Source organism: Leptospira saintgironsiae (assembly GCF_002811765.1).
Lineage (GTDB): Bacteria > Spirochaetota > Leptospiria > Leptospirales > Leptospiraceae > Leptospira_B > Leptospira_B saintgironsiae.
The window spans coordinates 269,887-286,300 of sequence record NZ_NPDR01000005.1; the positions used below are offsets into that span (position 1 = coordinate 269,887).

The window sequence follows — 16,414 nt, forward strand, 5'->3', positions numbered from 1 at the left end:
AACGAATCTGAGAAAAGATCGAATCCAAGATAAAGGAGATTTTATGCCGGTTTTGACTCAAACAGTAAAGAATCGATTGTCCACGATACTTTCCGTTTTTTCGGCTCTTATATTTTTGCAGACCTTATTTTTTAAATTCACAGGACAAGATGAATCAGTTCATATCTTCTCCACTTTGGGGATAGAACCTTGGGGAAGGATCGGAACAGGCTCAGTCGAATTTTTTGTAGCTATACTTTTGATTTTCCCTCCATCCAGATTTGTAGGAGCCTTAGTAGGTTTCGGACTTATGATCGGTGCAGTATTATCTCACCTTTTATTTTTAGGAATAGTGGTAGATGATGATGGAGGTTTACTCTTCGCAATGGCAGTCAGCGTTCTCGTTTCCTGCATCATTATACTGAATCTAGAGTGGGACCATAGACCTCCTACCTAGTTCCAGAATTTTCAAAAATTCTTTCGAATTCTTATCTTTAAAAAAGGAACGGTTGCACTAAACCTAGGTTCCAATTTTGAAGATAAGAAAAATATGAAAGCCCGCTATCCAATTTTCACACTTCTATTCTTTCTGTTTTCCCAATCCGTAAATGCGGAGTCCATTAAGTCGGTTAAAAAGAAGAAGGTCCGGCAAAGACAAACGGAAAGCTCTGAAAAAAATCCAAACTCTCAGCAAGAACTACAAGAACATATCCTGACTAGTATGGGATTTGGAAAAGGACTATCTTTCGAAACTTCAGATAAACAAAACTTTCTGAATATGAGAGTTCGTTTCCAAGAAAGAGCAGTTGAAACGATCAGTCAAAAAGAAGGAGAAAAACAAACGGAAGGTTTGGAATTCCAAGCCAGAAGAGCAAGGCTTGTTTTCTCTGGGAATTTTTTAGGTAAGGACTGGCAATATTACGTTCAATTATCTTTTTCTAATTTAGATATGGAAGAGGATAGACCTGTTCCTTTGAGAGATGCTTCCCTATCCTACACGAAATTTAATAATGCGAATATCAAGCTAGGGCAAATGAAAGTGCCTTATAATCGCCAAAGATTTATATCCGACGGTTTACAAGAATTTGTAGATAGAACAGTTTCAAATGAAGAATTGAATCTGGACAGAGATGTTGGAGTTTTGGTTTCTTCTTCCAATCTATTCGGCTTAAATTGTTTAGGATATTCCGCAGGAGTTTTTGGAGGAGAAGGAAGAAATAGGAGTTCCAACTCAAGCGGATTATTGACTAGCGGAAAACTTACCTATTATCCTTTGGGAGTTTTTTCAGATAATGGAGAACCGGATCTGGAACATTCTGAAAAACCAAAACTTGCAATATCGGTTGCAGGTGCAAATAACCAAAATACGAATCGTGATCTTTCTACTCATGGGGAAACTTATCAATTTGCAAGATTTGATTATACGCATACGGGAGCAGAGTTTTTATTCCAATGGAAAGGTTTCTCTGCTTCCGGAGAATATCTGACTAGAAAAGCAAACTCACCCTTCGTGGAAAAAGAAATTGGGAATCGGAGATTCACTGAATATTCCAGATCAGTAAAAGGAGGATTTTTCCAGCTAGGTTATCTTTTTAAAAATAATCTAGGAGTGGCTCTTAGATATTCTGAATACAGACCTTGGGGAAAAACGGATCCAAAACTTACTTATTCAAGAGAAAGAGGTCTCGCAGTTTCTTATTATCTCAAGGATCATAATTTGAAAATACAGGCGGATTACGCTTATTTGGAAGGAGGATACGTGGACAGTATGGGTTCTCATAGGATCCGGGCCCAGATACAAGTGTTCTTATAAAAAATGTAATCGTTTTTTCATCCGAGAAAGTTTCTTGGGAGTCAATCTGAGTCTCGAATCCGTTGACAATCTTACAGGATTTCGTCTTATGGAAGTAAGGTATTATTCTACTAGATGAAATTTCGAAGAGGAAGACTTTACGATGCGTTTTTCATTTCGGACATCCATTATCTTCTGAATAAGAAGATCAAATCCCATAAACACAAAGAGCTTTTCCAACTACTGGATCATCTGAACAAAAAAGAAGTAAAATTCGATAATCTGTACCTTGTAGGCGATATTATCGAAAACTGGTTTTTTAGCGCGGATAGAAGGTTACAAAGAGTAAAAGGCAAAAAAAGATTTAACAAACTTTTTGAACGTCTAGATAGGCTCTCTTCCGGAAACGGCAAAAAATATTATATTGTTGGGAACCACGACACCACTTCTTACCTGATGAGACTTACCCCTAAGGTAGAACATTATCTTATTGAAAGAGGTTGGATTATCTGCGAGAAGGCAGAGAACGAACTTTTAATCGCCATCCATGGGCACCAAGGCCAGTACAATAAATTTACTTGGATGGGCTCCATTCTTGTCTTAAGAATTCTTCATATATTCGCATCCGCGCTTCCGGCATTATTCAAATTTTCCGAAAACTTCTATCATAAACATCTGAACAGACAAGATCCAAGCACTGTAGAAGAGACATTACATTATTACCAAAAACTTTCTAAACTTACCCACCAAGATAAGAAGGTTTTGATCTCAGGTCATACTCACGACTTCTTATGTATCCCTAAAATGAATATTATAAATACAGGGGATTGGGTGAAGAGTAATAGTTTCGTAATCCAGGATGGCAAAAAATTTTCCGGAATTCGGATGACAGCCAGAAAAGAATTCAAAAAAGAATTCGTCTTACATGTTTGATTGTTTTCTACACGTCGCATCTCTTAAAGTTAAGAACCCAAACCCTTAAAAACTAATTTGCAATTTCTTGCCTGTCGGCTATACTTCGGCGCATGTCTGAAGAACTGTTGATAGAATATTTAAACTTAATAGATGAACATGCTTGGCTTTTTTGGTCAGGGGTGATTTTTCTTTTTTTACTCTGCGTTTTTATCCACGATATATTCCAGAAAAAACATACGATCAAACATAACTTTCCAATCGTCGGCCATATCAGATATTTATTCGAAAAGATAGGACCAGAACTCAGACAATACTGGGTGGCAAATGATAAGGAGGAGATGCCTTTTAATAGGGCGGAAAGATCCTGGGTTTACGCCACAGCAAAAATGCAAAATAATAATTTCGGTTTTGGAACTACTGAATTATTATACGACGCAGGCTACCCTATCATCAAACATTCTGCCTTCCCTTTTGCAGATAGCAAAGCAAAGTTTATAGAAGGTGATAGCTCTATGATCCCTTCTCTCAAAGTAATGGGAGAATTCAGGAACAGAAAAAAATTATATAGACCGGCATCAGTAGTAAATATCTCCGCAATGTCCTATGGTTCTTTGGGAGAAAGAGCAGTATCATCTCTAAACAAAGGAGCAAAAATCGCACGTTGTTATCATAATACAGGAGAAGGTGGACTTTCTCCTTACCATAACTTCGGCGCAGACGTCGTATGGCAATTGGGAACAGGATATTTTGGTGCAAGAGATGAAAAAGGTAAATTTTCCTTAGATCATTTCTTAAAACGTTTAGATGCAAATCCAAATGTGAGAGCAATAGAGATCAAACTTTCCCAGGGCGCTAAACCAGGAAAAGGTGGCATCTTGCCAGGAGCGAAAGTTACCAAAGAGATTGCTGAGATTAGAGGGATCGAGGTTGGGCAAGATTGTATTTCGCCTAATGCGCATACTGAATTTTACGATGCAAAAAGTCTGATTGAATTTATAGAAAAATTGGCATCCTCTTCTGGACTTCCGGTAGGGATTAAAAGTGCAGTAGGAGAATCTAAGTTTTGGGAGGAACTTGCGAATCTGATGAAAGAAACAGGCCAAGGGCCTGATTTTATCACTATCGACGGAGGAGAAGGAGGGACAGGAGCAGCACCTTTAACTTTTACCGATCACGTTTCCCTTCCTTTTAAGGTAGGGTTTGCAAGAGTATATAAGATTTTTCAAAAGTACGAGATCGCAGACAGGATCGTATGGATAGGCAGCGGAAAATTAGGTTTTCCTGATAGAGCTATAGTTGCATTTGCTATGGGCTGCGATCTGATCCATGTCGCTCGGGAAACCATGATGTCTATCGGTTGTATCCAAGCACAAAAATGTCATACAGGTCATTGTCCTGCAGGAGTAGCCACTCAAAGTAAATGGTTACAAGCAGGTTTGGATGTAGAACTAAAAGCAAAACGTGCAGCAAACTATATCAAAGGATTTAGAAAAGAATTATTATCCGTAGCCCATGCATGCGGATATGAACATCCTCTTCAATTTACAGGGAACGATATCGAAATCGGAGCGGGTCAAAATAGATTCAGGACCCTGACTGAAGTTTTGGAATACGAAAGAACTCCTATAAAATTCAGCACTATGATGGATTATACGAGTAATATCACTGCACTCGGTTAGTTTTTAAATCGCTTGCATTAGGTCGGGTCCCTGTAATTATTTGCGGGACCCGAATGAAACTTATCTCATCCTTTTTCCAAAATTTCTGGAATTTCCTTCGTTCTCCTAAGGAAGAACTTCAAAAAAAAGACTCCTTTCCTGGGTATCCTACCCTATTTATCAAAACAGCCGTTCCTATCTTGATCGGATATTTTTTTGCACATCTTTCTTTTAAAGCTCTTGGATTACAATATGTGTTCTTAGGCGGATCCATTCTGAATATGCTAATCAGAGTGATCCTGCCCGATATATTTTTCGGGACTTTGTATGCACTACTCTTTACTGGAATTTACCTGGGAGCTGGAACTAGTATACTTTGGGGAATTTCTAAAATTTTCTCTTACCCGTTCGAGACAAATAGAGGATTAGAATTAAGTTCCAAACTATCATATTCATTCTTGATCTTAGGATTACTTATATTCTTAGGTTTTACTGGAATATTCGGATCCATCGTATATTTGATATTCTTTATATACTTTTCCTTCTTAGTTATTTTAGTTCTATTTTACGGAATAGAAGCAGGGCAAAGGATCAGTATTATTTCAGGCTTAATTATAGGACTGATCTCTTATGGTATTTTTTTCTTAAAAGATGATACGCAGATGGACAATCTCACTATTCCTACTCAACCGGAAACAATGACACCGGAAGAGGAAAGAGAGAAAATACAAGATGCAGAAGACGTAATCCGAAAATTAGAAGAAGCCCGTAAGGAAAAGGGCTATGATAACTAGTATATTCAAAAAGGATAAATAATGGCAAGAGTTCAACTGGATCTTCCCGAAAAATTGGCATGGTCCACCAGTTTAAATATCAGGATTTATGATACAAATTTTGCAGCACATTTAGCTCATGATAAAGTGGTTTCTCTCTTACATGAATCCAGAGCAAGATTATTCAAAGAGAAAGGATTTTCAGAACTGGATGTAAACGGTTACGGTATCATTCTCACCGATCTAGTAGTAGAATATAAGGCAGAAGCATTTTTCGGAGACCAGGTCCGAGTAGAAATCGGAGCTGGAGATTTCAGCGCAAAAGGTTGCGATTTATATTATAGAATGACCCATACAGATGGGCCAATTAACGGTAAGATCGTGTGTAATGCAAAAACAGGTCTTGTATTTATGGACTATGCGACTAGAACAGTTAGTAATATTCCGGATGTCTTTAAGTCCTGGTTTTGAAGAAATAATCTAAAACAAAGTATATTACTTTTTCTTTTTGTCTGAGTGATAAATCAGTGCAAAAGAAATACATTGTTTTAATTCTTTTTCTGGAAGTTTGGTATTTTCAGAAAATATAATACTTCTGTTCCCTTCGAAATGAAATGTTTTAGGATATAATTTTCTGAATCTGGAGATCAGATCTGTTTGGCAATGAAAGAAGATCGCATATTCTTTCGACTCTCCTTTTAATGCATCTATTCGGATCGTAGTCCCACTTTTAGATTCAGGAGTGATATAACTGGGTTGTCCCCATTTTAGAACTTCTTCTATCCTGCCTACTCCTTGGATCTCTTTTGCAGTTTCGAATATAAGTTCTCTTAAACGGAATAATTTCTCTCTTACTGAGGGAGAATAGTCTGAGAATGTTTCCGCCACATCTGAATTAGCAAATTTTTGGAACTGATTCTTTTTTTGGGCCATGGATTCTTCTTAGGTCACACTTGTAGGAGCTCCTACAAGGTATTTTCTTACTGAAAGATAGTATATAGGAATTCCAACATACTATCTTGACCTTTTGTGCTTTTTATCGGATCGAAATATAAATTTCGGAAACCGGATTCGTAGGATCCCAAAACCTTTCGTCAAAGACCTCAAAATCATCTTCTGACCCTCTTTCGTATTCACTATTTGCAAGCCAGGTGCCATAAATATATTTCCAGGCACTCAGTAACTTTTCTGTAGTATTTCCGGGAACAGTAAACAACATATATTTAGAAGCAGTTAAGATCTGTTTTGTAAAACCAGATGGAGTTGAAGTTTCAGGATTTACTTCTGCACCCACAAAAAAGTCAAAATTTTCCTCTAAATCCCAATTAGAATAAACTCCTTGGACTTTTTTTAGATCCGTTCTTTCTGGTATTCTATCAAACATACCTTCTTGAAAGGCTTCCGTCCAGATCCTAGGAATATCCTTTGTGCTTTGATCTTTTTGCATTGTAGTTCTATGTTTTTTGCCAATTAGTACAGCGTTATTTCGAACCACAGTTTTGAATTCAATTCCAGTTCCATCGTAAATAGTTTTGAATTTGTTCTCATGAATATTAATTTTTTCAAATATAAGATGATGCTCTATCTTTCTATATTCAGAAGGAGTTGCTCCAAAATTTTTCTTAAATTCTCTTAAAAAAGTCTCCGGAGTTTCGTATCCAAATTCAAAAGCAATATCTATAACCTTAGATTTAGTTAGGATCAGTTTTTGTGCGGCCTCGGAAAGTCTTCTTTTTCGGATATATGAATATACAGAATATCCAGTCATGTATCTGAATATTCTTTGAAAATGCCAAAGAGAACTGAATGAATTCTCAGAAACGTCTTTTACTGAAATATTATTCTTAAGATTTTTTTCTATGAAGCTGAGCGCAGAATCTATTTTATCATAATGATTAATCATAATTAGAATATTCTAAACGCTTACTGCACAAGCTTGTGCACATCTGATCCCGTCCATAGCCGCGGATACAATCCCACCCGCATATCCGGCTCCTTCTCCGCAAGGATATAAACCTTTGATACGAATATGTTCGAGAGTTTCCGGATCCCTTGGTATACTGACTGGTGAAGAAGTCCTAGTCTCAGGAGCATGAACCACCGCTTCGTTAGTCAGATATCCTTTCATAGATTTATTAAATTCTTTGAATCCATTTTGTAATGCATTCATTATAAATTTAGGAAGAACGGAAGAAAGATCCGCAGATATAATTCCTGGAGGATAAGAAGTTTTAGGAAGATCAGAAGAAATTTTACCTTCTACAAAATCAACCAGTCTGGTCGCAGGAGCTGTTTGGGTTTTCCCACCAGCGATCCAAGCTTTTTGTTCAATCTCTCTTTGGAATTCCATCGCAGCCAATGGCCCAAACTTTTGGAAAGGTAGAAAGTCCTCTTGCCTTAGTTCCACCACGATCCCAGAATTTGCGGTAGGCCTTGCTCTTTTGGAAGAAGACCAACCATTCGTCACAACCTCTCCAGGTTTTGTGGCACATGCAGCAATCACTCCTCCAGGACACATACAAAAAGAATACACTCCCCTTCCATCGATCTGTTTTACAACGCTATAAGGAGAAGGAGGAAGAAAAGGTCCTCTGTCGGCGCAGCTATACTGTATAGAGTCTATTAAAGATTGTTTATGTTCTACTCTAACACCTACTGCGAGTGGTTTTAAATGGATCTCAATTCCTTTATGATATAATAATTCGAATATATCTCTGGCCGAATGTCCTGTAGCCAATATCACTTTGTCGGAAAGAAAACGATCACCATTCTTAGTAACAACACCTTTGATCGAATTACCTTCTAAGATCAGATCGGTTACTCTTTGGTTGAAATGGACTTCTCCACCTCTTTCCTGGATGGTTTCTCTCATTCTACGAACAATACTAGGAAGTTTATTTGTCCCTATATGAGGATGAGCCTCTATTAGAATATTAGGATTTGCTCCAAAACCTACAAGTAATTCCAAAATGCGACGGACGTTTCCTCTTTTTTTGGATCTTGTATAAAGCTTACCATCGGAGTAAGTGCCTGCTCCACCTTCCCCAAAACAATAATTAGAATCCTCATCTACGATATGATGCGCGTTGATATTCTGAAGGTCCTTAGGTCTTGATTTAACGTCCTTTCCTCTTTCCAAAACGATAGGTTTCAAACCGGATTGGATGAGTTCTAATGCGGAGAATAAGCCGGCAGGTCCCGCTCCGATTACAATCACTTCTTTAGAATTTTTTACGTTTGGATAATCGGGTAGATGGATCTCTTCTGCTACAAAGTTTTCGTTAATATAAACTCGGACTTTGAGATTGACGAAAACAGTCTTTTGTCTTGCATCAATAGAATGATTTAAGACCTCAATATGAGTTATATCCGATAAAGAGATCTTTTTGGATTTGGAAATATATTCTGTGAGACGATCCGATTGTTCGGCGATCTCAGGCAAAAGCCTAAGTTCTAATTCTTGGGTCATAGTTCAGGACCAAAAGTTTTAGGATTTGTATGTATTGGAGTTAAAAAAGAAAGGAAGATTGATGCAAGGAATTTTAAGAAAGGATTGGAATAAATAGAAAGGCTTTTATATCGAAAATGAAGATTCCGGGGGAAGATCAAAATTAGAATCGCAAAAATCCTAGATTTATCACTAAGTTGGTAAACCAGGTAGATCCTTGAAAATAACGGACCGACAAAAGAAAAAATTCTTAAAGTCCCTGAAACAGGCAAGGATCGAAGCAGGATTCACTCAATCAGAAGTCGCTCACCAGATCGGGACCAGCCAAAGTTTCATTTCTAAAGTAGAATCAGGAAGTATATCTTTAGAAGTTGAGATATTCTTAAAGTTATATCAATTATACGAAAAACCTGCGGTGTATTTTTTCTCCGAATTCTCCCAAAAATAAAAACTTATTTTTGCACCTCTCCTCTATTCTTAATAAACTTTTGAATCATCTCAAGCTGAGAATCAGAAACGAATAGATCAATCGCGTCATTTGCACTATACAATCTATACTGAAGTGATTTCGCAGAAAGAATATCAGTCTCCATTTCTTTTGTAAATATCAATCTGCCAGAAAGAATATTAGATACTAAGGTAGAAGTCCTGGTGCTTGTTGTAGGAACAGCACTATAGCCATATCCAAAACCAATTCCTGGCCCCATATTTGCAGGAACTTGAGTTCGAACAGTCACCTGATTCGTAGAATAATTCGAATCGAATAGAAGTAACTTCGTAGATTTGCGATCAATTTTTATATAAGCTTCCGGGCCTAAAGAAGCAAGAGTTTCTGAACCTTGGAGTCTGATGATCAGAGTAATTTGAGAGATCACTCCATTCTTAATTTCTTTGGCGTATTGACCGCCATAAGAATATACATTTTTATTTGGATTGTCCACCTTCGCTTCATGATCCATATCCATTTTGACGACGGTGACATCTCTAAAAGGATCTTGTACAACTTGTACCGTTGTACCACAACCAATACATAGAAATAGAAAATAGAATATTAAAAATTTATACTTCAAAATCGGAAGAAAGGTCACGATGTGAATTTTCCTTTTTGGATTATCTACATCGTGACTTCCCAATTTATTTCTGTAAAGGAGTGATTTCTCTCAATTTAGGAAATCTGAGATATAAACCTGCCCATAGAATAATTCCCAAATAAATTGGAAATAGAATATGAGAGCCTAAAGGATTTAAAACACGAACATGAGTAGCAACAGCTCCACCCAAATAACCTGTGAGTAAAGTTGCTCCCAAAACTGCAGTTCTAGGAAATGCGTATAACAAGGTACTTACGATCAAGACCGTTCCCAAGTAAGGCATTACTTCAGGTGGGTACCCTAGTTTAGCTCCTTCTGCCTGAGCCTCAGGCGGCATTTTATCTAAGAAAAATTTTAATACTCCATCAAAAAGCAGAAAAAGTACAACCAACCCGCTGAGTACTCGACCGGTCCAGAGCTGCCCTTTCGAAACGTTTTCAGATCCCATTCTATAGTCCCTCCAAATGAGAGGGCAATTTTGAGATCTTCAGCAGAAAAGTTCAAGAACTATTACAGAAATTTTGAATTCAATTTTGTAATAAACATATGCGTGTCGCAAAGACGACTACTCTCTACTAAGAATTCTTGGAAATTATTTCCTTTTCGTTTTTTTAGGGACCTTCTTCTTAAATTCGCCAACTCTGAATTTTACGATCTTACGAACCAAACCAAAAGGTAAAGGTTGATCGATCGGAAATTGAACTGAACCCTTTGCATTTTTGTATTTATCAATTTCTTTCTGGAATTTTGCGATACCACTTGCTCCAGGATAAAAGCCAATATGATTTTTATAAGCAGCAAAATGTACCAGATTTCCGTTCAGATAGAAAGTCGGGATCTGATAACTGATCTTTTCAATTGCTTCCGGAGCTTCTTCTTGGATGACTTTTCGGAGCTCCTGAAGAATGGATTGGACCTCTTTCGGAAAAATTTTGATGTATTCGTCAATCGATTTGAATGTGTTTTTTGTCTTATCCATAAATGAATCTAAGTTAATTATTATTGCAAGAAACCTAATGTATTTAAGGTTATTTTAGAGACCGAATTGTCTATTAAGTCCTTCATACATTTGCTATCATTGTTAATATTCAACAACCAAGAGCAATTGCCTCTATCTTTCCGAGAAACGATACGCTTACAAAGAGGACAAGCTTCTAAATCTTCATTCTCAAGAATTTCGAAAATGATCGCTTTTTCATGAAGTTCGCGTTTAGCAATAGAAGTAACTTCGTAAACCTCCTTTATCTGACTACTTTCGTTGAATTCTATCGTAATGATCCCTATCTCATTTTCATGGCAGAGTTGCTTAAAGGTTTCAAATCTGTCCTTATCATGAAACAACTCATAATCAAACATAGGGATAACAATATAGGCATAGTTTGAAAATGCCTTATAATTAATCGCCTGACTAATAGCTTTCGTAATTGAATCAATCGTATTAGAAGCCTTTAATTCAAACGTATATATCTCTAAATTATCAAAGTTAATATCCGAAAGGATTTTATATCCAACAAAATCATAATTCTGGAGTTTCCCACCTCCTCTTTCGAACTGCGAATGTCTGATTTCAATGGAAAGGCATTTTTCTAATTTTTCAAGAATTAGATTGCCAAGACCTAATTCATCTTGCTTACCGTCAGGCCCATAATAAGCGAATTCATTTTTGGTTTTATAAAAGTAATTTCCTTTTCCCCTTTTAAATTTGTAAGTGCTATTATTAGATACGAAATCTTTAAACCCATCTCGTACACCGGACAAATTCAATATGGAGGGATCATTCTTTAAATATTTGACCATATTAGGTAATATTGTAGATAAAGCTTCGGTAAGTTCTCCTTCACTTACTGTATCGAATATTTTCTTAGCTAATAAAGTACCAATCGCACTCGGCAAATAAACCTTAGTGAGCCGCATTGGTCCACCTTGACCTTGAGAAGGTTTCCATTCAAAACCTAATCTAGAAAGATAAGATACTAAATCCGATTTAAAAGATTGCCAACTTTCACTCTTTTTGCCGATCAAAGTATACATCAATTGCTCTTTATCAGAACAAGCCACATACTCTTTCATAGAAAGATGATAGTCCTGCTTATCAGAATCTAATTCTATCAGAGCCAAGAATATATCATCAATATCTTTTAATGAAATTTTCATAGTATATAAACCTTATATTTTAATAGCGGAAAGGGATATAAAAGCTGAACGATTACTATAAGCTCGAGTTACATTAAAACAAGCTTACGTTAAATACCGAATACAATGAGTGTATTCTTATAATTTAATTTTTCTTAATGATCAATATCCCGGCAAGATAACTTGTTGGGATATACGCTCCTACCAAATCCAGAACATTGAACCAAACTGGAGAAGGAAGCATCAGAACATTCGCAATTCCACCCGCCAAGAAGAAGGCTCCAATAACTAAAGAAAATTTAAGTTTATGATTCGCAGCAATCAATGCAGCTAACAGCGCTCCCACAAATGTACCAAGAGCATGAGCTAAAAAAGGAAAGACAAAATGTTTAGGCTGGAACAGGTGCATGGATGCTTTTAGGCCTTCTACAGTAGTTACATCGGCGCCTTCCGGAGGAGGAATGATACTCCCGCTGATTGTAATAAGTCCCATATTCACTATACTTCCAATAAGAAGCCCAGCAATCACAGATAAGGTATTTCTAACATAAGGATTCATAATATAGTAGCTCACCAATCAAAAATAAATGATTTAAAGGGCTTATGTAAACAATGCAAGTGCAAAATTATGAGCCTATTCTCTATATTCCGCCCTTTATCTCGTCTCAGAAAACCCTAAAAATTTATTAAACTAATTGGTTTAATATTTGACAAAGGAAAATTTTATTGAATTTATTCAACTAAATGGTTGTATTTCATAAAAATGAACAAAGGCTAGATCGAGTATTCGCGGCTCTTGCAGATAGCTCAAGAAGGCAGATGCTTGCCAAATTGAGAAAAAGGCCTCTCACCATTTCAGAATTGGCAGAACCCTTTTCCATGTCATTTGCAGGAGTTGCTAAACATATAGATGTGCTCACATCGGCTGGTTTAGTTCGTAAAGTGAGGGATGTTGAAGATGGCCGCAGCTTTCGATTAGAGCTGCAAAATCAATCTCTTACGGAAGCTTCTGCATGGCTTGCATATCATCAGGAATTCTGGACCAACAAATTAGATAGACTCGAATCCTTTATAGAGGAGCAAGACCATGATAAACCAAGTCGTAAAAGTAGAAAAAAGAATTAATGCAGAACCGATTCGATTGTTTCGAGCCTGGTTAAAAGCAGAAGAATTTTCTAGCTGGTTTTTACCTGGGAATTCAATCGGGATCGAATCAGCCTTATTAGATCCGCGCCCTGGTGGTCGCTTCAAGATCAATATGTTACATGAAGGCAAAATACTTCCTCATGAAGGGGAATATCAGATAATCGATGAACCAAAAAAATTGGTATTTACTTGGAGATCACATGCGACCGGAGGTTTGGATACATTAGTCACAGTTACTTTCGATCCATTGGAAGAAGGATCTTTAAATCCAAATAAGAAAACACAAACACTCATAACGTTAATACATGAACGTTTAATAGGAGAAGATGCAATCACTTCTCATAAAGCAGGATGGACTCATATACTCGATAGCCTTGAGAAATGGCAGATCGGGAAAGTATAATCCGGTACTTTTATCGGCAATACGCCGGAAAACAAAAGAAACAACAACGTAAGGAGAATAAGATGAACGGAATCTATCATAAGATAGGCGTTCGCGCAGGAACTGCAGACGTCATCAAAGCGCTGACGACTAAGGCGGGACTTTCAGGATGGTGGACTAGACAAGTAGAAGGTCCCTTTACAGGTGGGACCTCTGGTGTAGGAGAACCTATCCATTTTGATTTCGGAATAGCGGGAATCGATATGAAAGTGAAAGAACTTTCATCACAACATGTTCGTTGGGAATGTGCAGCAGGACCGGAAGATTGGATCGGTTCTCATATCGATTTTAAATTAAATCCGGGAACCGCGCCTGACGGAGCAGCATTGACACTTATCTATTTTAGGCATCAAGATTGGAAAATAGAAAGTGATTTTACTGCACATTGTAGTATGAAATGGGCAGTTTTCTTACTTAGTCTAAGAGATTTGATTGAAACTGGTACTGGTAAACCAGCACCGGATGATATTAAGATTGATGACTTTAATTAAAAATTTTTGCGCGGGGACGCCTGCGCTGCTTTTGCAAAATTACTTTAATCTTTCCAGAACACCTTTTCGTTTTACGATATTTTTATAATCCCACTGTATTTTCTTAGATTTATTCACCCAACGTTTTAGATCTTTTTTGTTAATTTGATCTGCGCTTGTATAACGGACCTCAGCAGCTTTAAATGTTCCTTCCGGTTCTAAACCTAGTTCATCAAAAGATTGCCCGCTCCAAAAGAGCAATCGAATACAATTTTTAAGTTTGCTATAACCTACAACAGGGTTCCCATCCAAGAACCAGACTGGATGGGCATGCCAGATTTTATTTTCCGCTTTAGGAAGATGAAGATTAATTTCTTGGAATAGAATATCACAAATCTCCTTTTCAATTTTTGTCTGTGAGTTATTATATTTTTGGACTTCTTTATTCATTCGCTTATATTATAGTTTTTTACGAGATTTTGAATTTTGTTGAAGTGCTTCTACAAGTTTTTTTGGAGCAACACCACAATAAGAAACAACTAACATATCTTTAAACAAAACTAAATCAGTTGATTTCATTTCAACGCAGGTCCAGCCCTGCTGACCCCATTTATTTTCTATCGGATAAACAGAACCCTTAGATGCCGCGGAGAAGAAGTCCTGGTCATTTGTATCAAATTTAAGAACGATCTTCTTATTCTCTTGATCCACTGTCGCAAAAATTTTCTTTCTCACTCTGAATGAAATTTTTTCGAAATGAGGTTCTTCCTTTGCTTCTGGAAGTGCCAATGCAAGTTTTCTTATTTTGTCTAAGGATATCATTATGTTTTTAGTTATAGTATAAATATTCGATTCTCAATTTTTCTTTAAAACGACATTAAATAATACCGAAAAAGCTTTCCTATGAAGAATAGTCTGTTAAATTCCCTAAAATGGACTCAAAACAAATCAATATTCAAGCTACAATTGCAGCAGATATTAAAAAAGCCTGGGAATACTACACTGATCCAAAACATATTATTCATTGGAATTTTGCCACTGACGATTGGCAATGCCCTTGGGCAAAAAATGATCTGAGACCTGGTGGTATGTACAGCGCGAGAATGGAAGCTAAGGATGGAAGTTTCGGCTTCGAGTTTGGAGCTATTTACGATACAGTCGTTGATCAGAAAAATTTGGCATATACAATGGGAGATGGTAGAAAGGCAACAGTTAACTTTGAGAATAAAGATAACGAAACAATTGTAACAGTAATCTTTGACCCTGAATCAACGAACCCAGTTGAAATGCAAAGAGGTGGCTGGCAGGCGATACTTGATAACTACAAGAAGTATACAGAGGCCAATTAATATTTAGCCTTTGTTCGAAAGAGATAAATACTCTTACTCCGTAAAGGCAGCAGGAATTATTTCAAATATCTGCTGCCACTTTGTAATAATATAATTATTGGCCCGCTGGTGGTTGCCAGAGTTCAACTTTGTTTCCTTCCGGATCAATAACCCAGCCAAATATTCCATACTCAGATTCTTCTACCTTCTCCATAACTTGACAACCTTCTTCACGAAGTACTTTCAATAATCCATGAAGATCTTCCACTCGATAATTGACCATAAAAGTAGATGTGCTAGGTGCGAAATAAGATCCATCTCCAACTGACCAAGCAGTTGTTCCGTTTACAGGATTGCCAGAAGCGTCAACCCAACGAAATGCCGCGCCACCCCAAGACTGGACATCTATTCCAAGATGAGTTTTATACCAGGAACCTAATTTAGCAGGGTCTTTAGCACTGAAAAAGATCCCGCCAATACCTGTAACTCGTTTCATAGATGCCTCCAAACTACTATAGTTTTTCCGATGCTACACAAGATGGTTTAAAATAGCTAACTAAATGCTATTGACGTATATGAAATTTTTGCTCCAAATTGTTGTGCTGAAACAGACCTTATAAGGAATATTGCCATGAGAAAAATTATTGTACTCGAATTTCTCACTCTTGATGGAGTCATACAAGGCCCAGGTGGCGAAGAAGAAGATACTAGTGGCGACTTTAAATATAGCGGATGGCAAGCTCCAATTTTTGATGATCTTATGGGAACAGTTATGCAGAAGCAGATGAACCTTCCCTTCGATCTACTATTAGGCCGCAAAACATTTGATATTTGGGAACCATATTGGCCCAAACATTCTGACTTTTGGCCGAGTGTCATGTCGGCAACAAAGTATGTTGCATCAAATACCAGGACGACTAGCGAATGGAGGCCTTCCGTATTTTTAAACGGAGACATTGTGGAAAAAATCGGCAACCTTAAAAAAGAAGAAGGACCAGATTTACACGTTTACGGAAGCGCTAATCTAGTTCAGACATTGATGAAGCATGACTTCGTTGACGAATTTTGGCTAAAGATATATCCACTAACGTTAGGAAGTGGAAAACGGTTATTTGTAGAAGGCACAATTCCTGCGATGTTCAAGGTGACTGAAAGCCAAATCTCTCCAAATGGAGTCATTATTGCGAATTACAAACGTGAAGGTGATATTAAAACAGGGAATTTCTAAGGCGCTCACTA

Annotated in this window: 23 protein-coding genes; 12 read left to right on the forward strand and 11 right to left on the reverse strand. The window is 37.2% G+C overall.

Going from position 1 to position 16,414, the window contains the following annotated elements:
* Window positions 1-43 precede the first annotated feature (43 nt).
* The 6 genes from CH362_RS13410 to CH362_RS13435 all read left to right on the forward strand — a co-directional run bounded on the left by CH362_RS13410 (window position 44) and on the right by CH362_RS13435 (window position 5,588).
* The gene (locus tag CH362_RS13410; protein WP_208859589.1) at window positions 44-436 is read left to right on the forward strand and encodes a DoxX family protein; all 393 of its coding nucleotides are present in this window, start codon (window positions 44-46) and stop codon (window positions 434-436) included.
* A gap of 93 nt (window positions 437-529) precedes the next feature.
* Window positions 530-1,792: a porin gene (locus tag CH362_RS13415; protein ID WP_100710847.1), complete on the forward strand. Its 1,263-nt coding sequence runs from the start codon at window positions 530-532 to the stop codon at window positions 1,790-1,792.
* A 114-nt stretch (window positions 1,793-1,906) separates the two neighbouring features.
* Window positions 1,907-2,704 carry a UDP-2,3-diacylglucosamine diphosphatase gene (locus CH362_RS13420; protein ID WP_100710848.1) on the forward strand — a complete coding sequence of 266 codons (798 nt, stop codon included), beginning with the start codon at window positions 1,907-1,909 and terminating at the stop codon, window positions 2,702-2,704.
* A gap of 92 nt (window positions 2,705-2,796) precedes the next feature.
* The gene (locus CH362_RS13425; protein WP_100710849.1) at window positions 2,797-4,365 is read left to right on the forward strand and encodes an FMN-binding glutamate synthase family protein; all 1,569 of its coding nucleotides are present in this window, start codon (window positions 2,797-2,799) and stop codon (window positions 4,363-4,365) included.
* Window positions 4,366-4,418: 53 nt separating this feature from the next.
* Complete coding sequence (locus CH362_RS13430) at window positions 4,419-5,138, forward strand: hypothetical protein (RefSeq protein WP_100710850.1); 720 nt, start codon at window positions 4,419-4,421, stop codon at window positions 5,136-5,138.
* A gap of 21 nt (window positions 5,139-5,159) precedes the next feature.
* Entirely contained in the window at window positions 5,160-5,588 is a 429-nt protein-coding gene (locus CH362_RS13435; protein WP_086445878.1) for an acyl-CoA thioesterase, read from the forward strand.
* A 24-nt stretch (window positions 5,589-5,612) separates the two neighbouring features.
* On the opposite strand, the gene CH362_RS13440 is transcribed toward CH362_RS13435, so the two are convergent.
* From CH362_RS13440 to CH362_RS13450, 3 genes are all read right to left on the reverse strand, one after another.
* A complete protein-coding gene (locus CH362_RS13440; RefSeq protein WP_100710851.1) occupies window positions 5,613-6,050 on the reverse strand; it encodes a DUF1801 domain-containing protein in 438 nt (145 codons plus the stop codon).
* A gap of 103 nt (window positions 6,051-6,153) precedes the next feature.
* Window positions 6,154-7,020 (reverse strand): AraC family transcriptional regulator, encoded by an 867-nt coding sequence (locus CH362_RS13445; protein ID WP_244280582.1) that lies wholly within the window; start codon window positions 7,018-7,020, stop codon window positions 6,154-6,156.
* Between the two features lie 12 nt (window positions 7,021-7,032).
* Window positions 7,033-8,586, reverse strand: a complete 1,554-nt coding sequence (locus CH362_RS13450; RefSeq protein WP_100710852.1) for an NAD(P)/FAD-dependent oxidoreductase — start codon at window positions 8,584-8,586, stop codon at window positions 7,033-7,035.
* 196 nt (window positions 8,587-8,782) lie between these two features.
* Between CH362_RS13450 and CH362_RS13455 the strand changes: the two genes are divergently transcribed.
* A complete protein-coding gene (locus CH362_RS13455; RefSeq protein WP_100710853.1) occupies window positions 8,783-9,013 on the forward strand; it encodes a helix-turn-helix domain-containing protein in 231 nt (76 codons plus the stop codon).
* A 4-nt stretch (window positions 9,014-9,017) separates the two neighbouring features.
* Here CH362_RS13455 and CH362_RS13460 read toward each other — a convergent pair whose 3' ends face one another.
* The 5 genes from CH362_RS13460 to CH362_RS13480 all read right to left on the reverse strand — a co-directional run bounded on the left by CH362_RS13460 (window position 9,018) and on the right by CH362_RS13480 (window position 12,348).
* Entirely contained in the window at window positions 9,018-9,653 is a 636-nt protein-coding gene (locus CH362_RS13460; protein WP_244280583.1) for a hypothetical protein, read from the reverse strand.
* 46 nt (window positions 9,654-9,699) lie between these two features.
* Window positions 9,700-10,104 carry a DoxX family protein gene (locus CH362_RS13465; protein ID WP_100710854.1) on the reverse strand — a complete coding sequence of 135 codons (405 nt, stop codon included), beginning with the start codon at window positions 10,102-10,104 and terminating at the stop codon, window positions 9,700-9,702.
* A 144-nt stretch (window positions 10,105-10,248) separates the two neighbouring features.
* Window positions 10,249-10,635 carry an iron chaperone gene (locus CH362_RS13470; protein ID WP_100710855.1) on the reverse strand — a complete coding sequence of 129 codons (387 nt, stop codon included), beginning with the start codon at window positions 10,633-10,635 and terminating at the stop codon, window positions 10,249-10,251.
* Window positions 10,636-10,655: 20 nt separating this feature from the next.
* A complete protein-coding gene (locus tag CH362_RS13475; protein ID WP_100710856.1) occupies window positions 10,656-11,810 on the reverse strand; it encodes a hypothetical protein in 1,155 nt (384 codons plus the stop codon).
* Between the two features lie 124 nt (window positions 11,811-11,934).
* The gene (locus CH362_RS13480; RefSeq protein WP_100710857.1) at window positions 11,935-12,348 is read right to left on the reverse strand and encodes a hypothetical protein; all 414 of its coding nucleotides are present in this window, start codon (window positions 12,346-12,348) and stop codon (window positions 11,935-11,937) included.
* A gap of 260 nt (window positions 12,349-12,608) precedes the next feature.
* Here CH362_RS13480 and CH362_RS13485 point away from each other — a divergent pair, with 260 nt between their 5' ends.
* The 3 genes from CH362_RS13485 (at window position 12,609) to CH362_RS13495 (ending at window position 13,868) form a co-directional block, all read left to right on the forward strand.
* Complete coding sequence (locus CH362_RS13485) at window positions 12,609-12,914, forward strand: ArsR/SmtB family transcription factor (protein WP_244280584.1); 306 nt, start codon at window positions 12,609-12,611, stop codon at window positions 12,912-12,914.
* On the forward strand, window positions 12,877-13,338 hold the full coding sequence (locus tag CH362_RS13490; protein WP_100710859.1) for an SRPBCC family protein: 462 nt from the start codon (window positions 12,877-12,879) through the stop codon (window positions 13,336-13,338). The genes CH362_RS13485 and CH362_RS13490 overlap by 38 nt, the downstream gene beginning before the upstream one ends.
* A 62-nt stretch (window positions 13,339-13,400) precedes the next feature.
* Window positions 13,401-13,868 (forward strand): SRPBCC family protein, encoded by a 468-nt coding sequence (locus CH362_RS13495; protein WP_100710896.1) that lies wholly within the window; start codon window positions 13,401-13,403, stop codon window positions 13,866-13,868.
* 39 nt (window positions 13,869-13,907) lie between these two features.
* Here the strand turns inward: CH362_RS13495 and CH362_RS13500 are convergent, their stop codons facing one another.
* Window positions 13,908-14,297: a DUF1801 domain-containing protein gene (locus tag CH362_RS13500; RefSeq protein ID WP_100710860.1), complete on the reverse strand. Its 390-nt coding sequence runs from the start codon at window positions 14,295-14,297 to the stop codon at window positions 13,908-13,910.
* Between the two features lie 9 nt (window positions 14,298-14,306).
* On the reverse strand, window positions 14,307-14,669 hold the full coding sequence (locus CH362_RS13505; RefSeq protein ID WP_100710861.1) for an MmcQ/YjbR family DNA-binding protein: 363 nt from the start codon (window positions 14,667-14,669) through the stop codon (window positions 14,307-14,309).
* A gap of 110 nt (window positions 14,670-14,779) precedes the next feature.
* Between CH362_RS13505 and CH362_RS13510 the strand changes: the two genes are divergently transcribed.
* Window positions 14,780-15,196 (forward strand): SRPBCC family protein, encoded by a 417-nt coding sequence (locus CH362_RS13510; protein ID WP_100710862.1) that lies wholly within the window; start codon window positions 14,780-14,782, stop codon window positions 15,194-15,196.
* Window positions 15,197-15,290: 94 nt separating this feature from the next.
* Here the strand turns inward: CH362_RS13510 and CH362_RS13515 are convergent, their stop codons facing one another.
* Window positions 15,291-15,671, reverse strand: a complete 381-nt coding sequence (locus tag CH362_RS13515) for a VOC family protein (protein WP_100710863.1) — start codon at window positions 15,669-15,671, stop codon at window positions 15,291-15,293.
* A gap of 135 nt (window positions 15,672-15,806) precedes the next feature.
* Here CH362_RS13515 and CH362_RS13520 point away from each other — a divergent pair, with 135 nt between their 5' ends.
* Window positions 15,807-16,403, forward strand: coding sequence for a dihydrofolate reductase family protein (locus CH362_RS13520; protein ID WP_100710864.1), 597 nt, complete (start codon window positions 15,807-15,809; stop codon window positions 16,401-16,403).
* The last annotated feature ends 11 nt before the right edge of the window (window positions 16,404-16,414 follow it).